Below are 6,426 nucleotides of genomic sequence, written 5' to 3' on the forward strand. Positions count from 1 at the left end.
GTGTGGTGCAAGCGCCGATGACGGCCTTCGTCATCATCCTGGAGATGACCGGCAATCACGACAATGTCATCGCGCTGATGCTGGCCTCGATGCTGGGCTACGGCACGGCGCGCATGATCTCGCACGAGCCGCTCTATCACGCGCTATCGCGTGTCTTCATCGCCGAGGCGATCCGGCGCCGCCGGGCGGAGGCCGGGCCGGGGCAAGTATGAAAGAAAAAAGGCCGGACTTCGCGGCCCGGCCTTTCCCTCAAAAAAGTAGCTTTGCCTATTTACACTTGGCGATCGATGTCAGCGCCGCCGAAATGCCCTTCAGAGAGAAGACATAGGAGGTGGGATTGCCGCGGCCGGACTTCGCCGTCACCTTCATGTCGGTGCCGGTCTTCATGGCGGCGATCAGTACCGGCTCCTCGGCGGCATTCTCGACCCAGGCCGATTTGCCGCGCGTGAACATCGAAAACGTCTTCTTGTCGATGGTCACGGTGGCCTTGGAGCCTTCCTGGAAATTGTAGCCGGCAATGAATTGCGGCTCGTAGGACACTTGCTGGCCGGGCCGCTGGCTGACGAAGAAGAACATATCGCCATGGTCGAGCGTGGGCGGCTGCTTGTCGGTCGGCACGGTCAGGACATAGCAGACCTTGCCGCCCGATGCCTGGTAGCTGTAGGTGCCCCAGGCATTGTGCTGGCCGATCTTGGTCGCCGACTGCGCCAGTGCCGGCGCTGCCACGGCCACCAGGGCCAGACTCGAAACTATCGCAATCAATCCGCGCATCGCTTTTCCCGTATTCCAAATGGTGCGGAGGCAGGCCGGCTTGGCGTCCTGCCCGTCGCTTCATTTTGATTTAATCTGGGTTACCAAACGGTGAATTTCCGAAGAGAAAAGGACCCTCACCCCGAGGAAACCGCCACCATACCCGCGCCGCCGCCCTGCGAGCGGGTGGCGCGACATCCCTTTGGCGACTTGAAGGCCACGAAAGCGGCAAGAGTTTGACTTTTTACGCTGTCGCCGAAAGCCGGCTTCAACGGCGTTCCGCGCGCGTGTTCAGCCCTTCTCGGCCATGGCGTCCCTGGCGGCCTGCCGGTGCGCAGTGGTGATGTGGGCACTGACGGCGGTGATCGCGGCGGTGAGCACAGCGATGTCGTCGGTGAAGCCAAGCCCGAAGACGAAGTCGGGGATGACATCCACCGGCAGCACGAAATAGCCGAGCGCGGCCAGCAGAATGCCCTTGGCGCGCAGCGGCGTGTTCTTGTCCATGGCGCAATAATAGGCGGCCACGACCTCTTCCATGAAGGGGATCTGCCGCGCGGCCTTCTTGGCTGTGCGCCAGAATTTCTCGCGCACTTCGCTCTCGTCTGACGGCTTGCCGCCAAAGCCGAAGAAATCAAAACCGGATTGTTGCGCCATCAGTCTCTCCTTGCGGGGCTCATGCGCATCCGGCGCCTGCCCCGCGGGGGAAAATGTGGTGAAACCCGACCCCCGCTACAAGATGCCGGTGCCGATTTGGGCCTGCCGAGGCGATACCAGGCCTCAGGCGCCGGCAAAACGGTTCATTTTCGTGGCCAGATCGATATCGAGCGCAGTGACGCCGCCGGCGTCGTGGGTGTTCAGCGTCACGTCGACGGTCTTGTAGACATTCGACCAGTCGGGATGATGATCCATCGCCTCGGCGGCAAGCGCGACGCGGGTCATGAAGGCGAAAGCCTCGGAGAAATTCGCGAAGGTGAATGTGCGCTTGATGGAGGCGCCGTCTTCCGCCAGCGCCCAGCCGTCGAGGCCCGTCAATGCGGCTTCAGCGGCTTGCCTGCCCAGTTTCTCTCTCGCCATGTCCCTATCCTGTGCTATTCGAAAACGACCCTCACCATAGCGACGGATCGATGAGCGCGAAGCCTATAAATTCCATTCTCTTCGTCTGCCTCGGCAACATCTGCCGGTCGCCGCTGGCGGAAGGTGTCTTCCGCGCCGTTTGGGCCGAGCGCGGGTCGGCCCGGGATATCCTGCTCGATTCGGCGGGAACCAGTGACTGGGAGGCCGGCTCTGCCCCCGATCGACGCGCGATCGCGGTCGCCATGCGGCACGGCGTCGACATTTCCGGGCAGAGGGCGCGCAAGGTCACGCCGCAGGACCTCCACCGTTTCGACCTGATCCTTGGCATGGACCGGTCGAATGTCGCTGACCTGAAGGCGCTGGCGCCGGCGGCCGTGCAGGACCGTATCCATCTGTTCCTGGAATTCGCGCAGGGAAAGGCACGCGACGTGCCGGATCCTTATCATGACGAGGCAGAAGCCTTCGCTTCCGCCTATCGCATGATCCGCGAGGCGTCGGAGGCGCTGGCGACAAGGCTGGAGGCGCGGGCGTCCGTGCCTGACAGCGGCCAGGCTTCCTCGACGATGTAGGGTCCGCCGCCGACCGAATCGCGCGACGACATCAAAACGAAACGGCCGATGCGGAACGGCAGCGTCGAGAAATTGCCGCGCGCCGACAGATATTGGGCAACGTCCAGCGGGGTCGAATTGCGCAAGCGCGCCAGCGTCACATGCGGCATGAATTTGCGCGGGTCGGCCGGGATGCCGAGCCGCTGGCAGATGCGGTCGACCTCACCTTGAAGGGCGGCCAGATCGGGCGAGGCGGAAGCGCCCGCCCATACCGCATGCGGCTTCTTCTGGCCGAAAGCGCCGACGCCGGTCAGCGCCAGCGAGAAAGAAGGGCGGTGGACGCGGTCGAGCGCGTTGGCGATCTCGTCGGCGACATGGCCGGGAACATCGCCGATGAAGCGCAGCGTCAGATGGTAGTTTTCGACGTCGATCCAGCGAGCTCCCGGCAAGCCGCCCCGCAGCAGGGACAGCGAAAGGGCAGCGTCACGCGGAATTTCGAGGGCGGTGAAAAGACGCGGCATGAAGAGCCTCCCTTCCTCGAATCGAACTGTCACCCATAGCGAATCATCGATAGTCAAACGGAGCAAGAGGTTTGTTGGCCACAGTCCCTGTTAAAAGCTCGCCGGGCGGAAACAGTTCCAACCCGCTAGGAATCGCCCGGCACCGCCGCGATCACCTTCTCGACCGCGGGCAGGATGCGTTCGACCATCTGGTCGACGCCTCGTGCGCTCGGATGCAGGCCGTCCTCGAGCTGCATGCCGGGCTGGCCGGCGACGCCGTCGAGAAAGAACGGGTAGAGCGCGACGTCGTATTTCTTCGCCAGGTCCGGGAAAATGGCGTCGAAGGCGCTCTGGTAGTCGGGACCGAGATTGGGTGCGGCGCGCATGCCGGCCAGAAGCACGGCAATCTTGCGCTGCTTCAGCTTGCTCAGCATCTCGTCGAGGTTCTTTTTGGTGATGTCGGGCGAGACGCCGCGCAGCATGTCGTTGGCGCCGAGTTCGAGGATGACCAGCTGCGTGCCGTCCGGCACCGACCAGTCAAGCCGCGCCAGGCCGCCGCTCGTCGTGTCGCCGGAGACGCCGGCATTGGCGACGGTCACGTCGTGGCCTTTGGCGCCAAGCGCTGCCTGCAGCCTGTCGGTAAAGCCCTGGTCGGGTCCAAGGCCATAGCCCGCCATCAGGCTGTCACCGAAGCCGACGATCTTGAACGGCTCGGCACGCGCCGACGACATGACGCCGCAAATGGCGAGGAAAACCACGAAGCCTGCGGCAATACTGCGTTTGAAAGACATGCGGCAGGCCCCATATGAGCTAGGAATTCTCCAGTCGACGGCTTCCGGCAAGCAGAGCCTTCATTCCCAGATATAGGACGATTTCATTTTGACAGAAGCCGTCATCGCGCTGAAAGACGTGTCCCTGACCCTTGGCGAGGGCGCTTCATCGGTCCATGTGCTGAAGGGGGTGAGCCTCGACGTGGCGACCGGCGAGGCGACCGGCATCGTCGGACCTTCGGGTTCCGGCAAGTCGACCTTGCTGATGGTCCTGGCAGGCCTGGAAAGGGTCGATTCGGGTACGGTCCGAATCGCCGGCGAGCTGCTCAACGGCAAAAGCGAGGACCAGATTGCTTCGTTTCGTGGCCGAAACATTGGCATCGTGTTCCAGTCCTTCCATCTCATTCCCAACATGACGGCGCTCGAAAATGTCGCGGTGCCGCTGGAACTGGCCGGCCATTCCGATCCGTTCGCGGTGGCGGCGCGCGAGCTGGCGGCGGTTGGCCTCAGCGACCGCGTCACCCACTATCCCGGCGAATTGTCGGGCGGCGAGCAGCAGCGCGTGGCGATCGCCCGCGCATTGGCGCCGTCGCCGCGCATCCTGATCGCCGACGAGCCGACCGGCAATCTGGACCAGGCGACCGGGCGGCAGGTCGCCGACCTCCTGTTTGCGAAGGCGGCCGAGCGCGGCATGACGCTGGTGCTGGTGACGCATGATCCGGCGCTCGCGGCACGCTGTTCGCGCCAGGTTTCGATGCACTCGGGCCGGATCGAGGCACCGGCGCCGGTCAAGGTGACGGCCTGATGCCGCTGTCCCGGACGTTGAGGCTCGCTGTCCGCTTCTCGCTGCGCGAGATGCGCGGCGGCCTGTCCGGTTTCCTGATCTTCCTCGCCTGCATCGCGCTCGGCGTCGCGGCCATCGGCGGCGTCAACTCGGTGGCGCGTTCGATCACCGCCGGTGTCGCCAATCAGGGCCAGACGCTGCTTGGCGGCGATCTTCGCTTCCAGATCAACCAGCGTGACGCCAGTCAGGCGGAGCGCAGCTTCCTTGACGGGCTCGGCACGGTTTCGCGGACCGCCAGCATGCGTTCGATGGCGCGTCTCGCCGACGGATCCGACCAGGCGCTGGTCGAGGCCAAGGCGGTCGACCATGTCTATCCGCTCTATGGCACGCTGGAGACCGAGCCGGCGCTGTCGAAACAGGAACTGTTCGGCGAAGAGTTCGGCGTCTTCGGTGCGGCAGCGCCCGATCTTCTGTTCGAGCGGTTGCACGTCAAGCTTGGCGACCGGCTGAAGCTCGGCACCGCTACTTTCGAACTGCGCGCCAAGCTGGTCGCCGAACCGGATGCCGTGTCCGACGGCTTCGGCTTCGCGCCGAGGCTGATGATCTCGACCGAAGGGTTGGCGGCCACTGGACTGATCCAGCCGGGCAGCCTGGTCGAGAATGCCTACAAAATCCGGCTGCCGGCGGACGCCGACGAGGCAAGGCTCAAGGCCATCCAGGATCAGGCCGCCACGGATTTTCCGGAAGCCGGCTGGTCGATCCGCACGCGCAGCAACGCGGCGCCCGCGCTGTCGTCCAACATCGAACGCTTCTCGCAGTTCCTGACCCTGGTCGGGCTGACGGCGCTGGTGGTCGGCGGCGTCGGCGTCGCCAATGCGGTGCGCGCCTATCTCGACGGCAAGCGCGGCGTCATCGCCACCTTCAAGAGCCTGGGCGCTTCGGGCGGCTTCGTCTTTGCCGTCTATCTCGTGCAGATCCTGATCATAGCCGGATTGGGTGTCGTGCTAGGCCTTGTGCTCGGCGCACTAATGCCCTTCGCGGCGAGCGCGGCCTTGCAATCCGTCATTCCGGTGCCGGCCGAAGGCGGCTTCTATCCCGGCGCGCTCGGCATGGCGGCGCTGTTCGGCCTGCTGGTGACGTTGGCTTTCGCGCTGCTGCCGCTCGGCCGCGCCCGCGACGTGCCGGCAACCGCGCTGTTTCGCGAAATGGGACTGGAAGGCCGCGGCTTGCCGCGCCCCGCCTATGTCGCGGCGGCCATAGGCATCGCGCTGCTGCTTGCGGCGCTGGCCATTCTGTTCTCGGGCGACCAGCGCATCGCCTCGATCTTTGTCGGCGCTACCGTCTTCGCCTTCCTGGTGCTGCGCTCGGTCGGCGCACTGGTGCAATGGGCGGCCAGGAAAAGCCCGCGCGTGCGCTTCGTGGCGCTCAGGCTCGCCATCGGCAACATCCATCGGCCAGGCGCCCTGACGCCATCGGTGGTGCTGTCCCTGGGGCTCGGGCTGACGCTATTGGTGACGCTGGCGCTGATCGACGGCAATCTCAGGCGACAGATCTCAGGCAGCCTGCCGGAACGGGCGCCGAACTTCTTCTTCGTCGACATCCAGAGCGCCGATGTCGCGTCCTTCTCGGCGCTGATCGGCAAGGAGGCGCCGCAGGGCGTGCTGGCCAAGGTGCCGATGCTGCGCGGCCGGGTGATGGCGCTGAACGGTGTCGATGTCGACAAGGTGAAGGTGCCGGCGGAAGGCGCCTGGGTGCTGAGGGGGGATCGCGGCCTGACCTATGACACCAGGCAGCCGGAGAACGCGACGCTGACCGAGGGCAGTTGGTGGCCCGAAAATTACAGCGGCGAACCGCTGGTTTCGTTTTCGGCGCAAGAAGGCAAGGAGATCGGGCTGAAGCTCGGCGACACCATCACCGTCAATGTGCTGGGCCGCAACGTCACGGCCAGGATCGCCAGTTTCCGCCAAGTCGAATGGGAGACGATGGGTATCAATTTCGTC

At 64.7% G+C, this 6,426-nt stretch carries 9 protein-coding genes; 4 read left to right on the plus strand and 5 right to left on the minus strand.

The features are described 5' to 3' along the window. Nucleotides 1-212: chloride channel protein (locus EN884_RS20975; RefSeq protein ID WP_206617615.1), on the plus strand; the 212-nt coding region annotated here is incomplete at its 5' end. 55 nt (nt 213-267) lie between these two features. Here the strand turns inward: EN884_RS20975 and EN884_RS20980 are convergent. The 3 genes from EN884_RS20980 to EN884_RS20990 all read right to left on the minus strand — a co-directional run bounded on the left by EN884_RS20980 (nt 268) and on the right by EN884_RS20990 (nt 1,824). After that, a complete protein-coding gene (locus tag EN884_RS20980) occupies nt 268-771 on the minus strand; it encodes an invasion associated locus B family protein (protein WP_013528815.1) in 504 nt (167 codons plus the stop codon). A gap of 270 nt (nt 772-1,041) precedes the next feature. Then, nucleotides 1,042-1,404, minus strand: coding sequence for a YkvA family protein (locus EN884_RS20985; RefSeq protein WP_013528816.1), 363 nt, complete (start codon nt 1,402-1,404; stop codon nt 1,042-1,044). Between the two features lie 123 nt (nt 1,405-1,527). After that, the gene (locus EN884_RS20990) at nt 1,528-1,824 is read right to left on the minus strand and encodes a 4a-hydroxytetrahydrobiopterin dehydratase (RefSeq protein ID WP_063169551.1); all 297 of its coding nucleotides are present in this window, start codon (nt 1,822-1,824) and stop codon (nt 1,528-1,530) included. Nucleotides 1,825-1,874: 50 nt separating this feature from the next. Between EN884_RS20990 and EN884_RS20995 the strand changes: the two genes are divergently transcribed. Further along, nucleotides 1,875-2,393: a low molecular weight protein-tyrosine-phosphatase gene (locus tag EN884_RS20995; RefSeq protein WP_013528818.1), complete on the plus strand. Its 519-nt coding sequence runs from the start codon at nt 1,875-1,877 to the stop codon at nt 2,391-2,393. Here EN884_RS20995 and thpR read toward each other — a convergent pair. Continuing rightward, nucleotides 2,297-2,893: an RNA 2',3'-cyclic phosphodiesterase gene (thpR, locus tag EN884_RS21000; RefSeq protein ID WP_063169549.1), complete on the minus strand. Its 597-nt coding sequence runs from the start codon at nt 2,891-2,893 to the stop codon at nt 2,297-2,299. The two genes, EN884_RS20995 and thpR, sit on opposite strands and share 97 nt — an antisense overlap. Before the next feature lie 125 nt (nt 2,894-3,018). Further along, complete coding sequence (locus tag EN884_RS21005; protein WP_013528820.1) at nt 3,019-3,663, minus strand: arylesterase; 645 nt, start codon at nt 3,661-3,663, stop codon at nt 3,019-3,021. Between the two features lie 88 nt (nt 3,664-3,751). Between EN884_RS21005 and EN884_RS21010 the strand changes: the two genes are divergently transcribed. Both EN884_RS21010 and EN884_RS21015 read left to right on the plus strand, forming a co-directional pair. Continuing rightward, entirely contained in the window at nt 3,752-4,447 is a 696-nt protein-coding gene (locus tag EN884_RS21010) for an ABC transporter ATP-binding protein (RefSeq protein WP_063169548.1), read from the plus strand. Next, on the plus strand, nt 4,447-6,426 hold a 1,980-nt coding region (locus tag EN884_RS21015), incomplete at its 3' end, for an ABC transporter permease (RefSeq protein WP_164895084.1). The genes EN884_RS21010 and EN884_RS21015, both read left to right, overlap by 1 nt.

Origin of the sequence: Mesorhizobium sp. M7A.F.Ca.AU.001.01.1.1 (assembly GCF_004022735.1) — a bacterium.
Lineage (GTDB): Bacteria > Pseudomonadota > Alphaproteobacteria > Rhizobiales > Rhizobiaceae > Mesorhizobium > Mesorhizobium ciceri.

Bases quoted from the DNA above. Each gene is read 5' to 3' on its own strand.
- EN884_RS20980 (WP_013528815.1), bottom strand. From the start codon at position 771: ATGCGCGGATTGATTGCGATAGTTTCGAGTCTGGCCCTGGTGGCCGTG.
- EN884_RS20995 (WP_013528818.1), top strand. From the start codon at position 1,875: ATGAGCGCGAAGCCTATAAATTCCATTCTCTTCGTCTGCCTCGGCAAC.
- EN884_RS21005 (WP_013528820.1), bottom strand. From the start codon at position 3,663: ATGTCTTTCAAACGCAGTATTGCCGCAGGCTTCGTGGTTTTCCTCGCC.
- thpR (WP_063169549.1), bottom strand. From the start codon at position 2,893: ATGCCGCGTCTTTTCACCGCCCTCGAAATTCCGCGTGACGCTGCCCTT.
- EN884_RS20990 (WP_063169551.1), bottom strand. From the start codon at position 1,824: ATGGCGAGAGAGAAACTGGGCAGGCAAGCCGCTGAAGCCGCATTGACG.
- EN884_RS20985 (WP_013528816.1), bottom strand. From the start codon at position 1,404: ATGGCGCAACAATCCGGTTTTGATTTCTTCGGCTTTGGCGGCAAGCCG.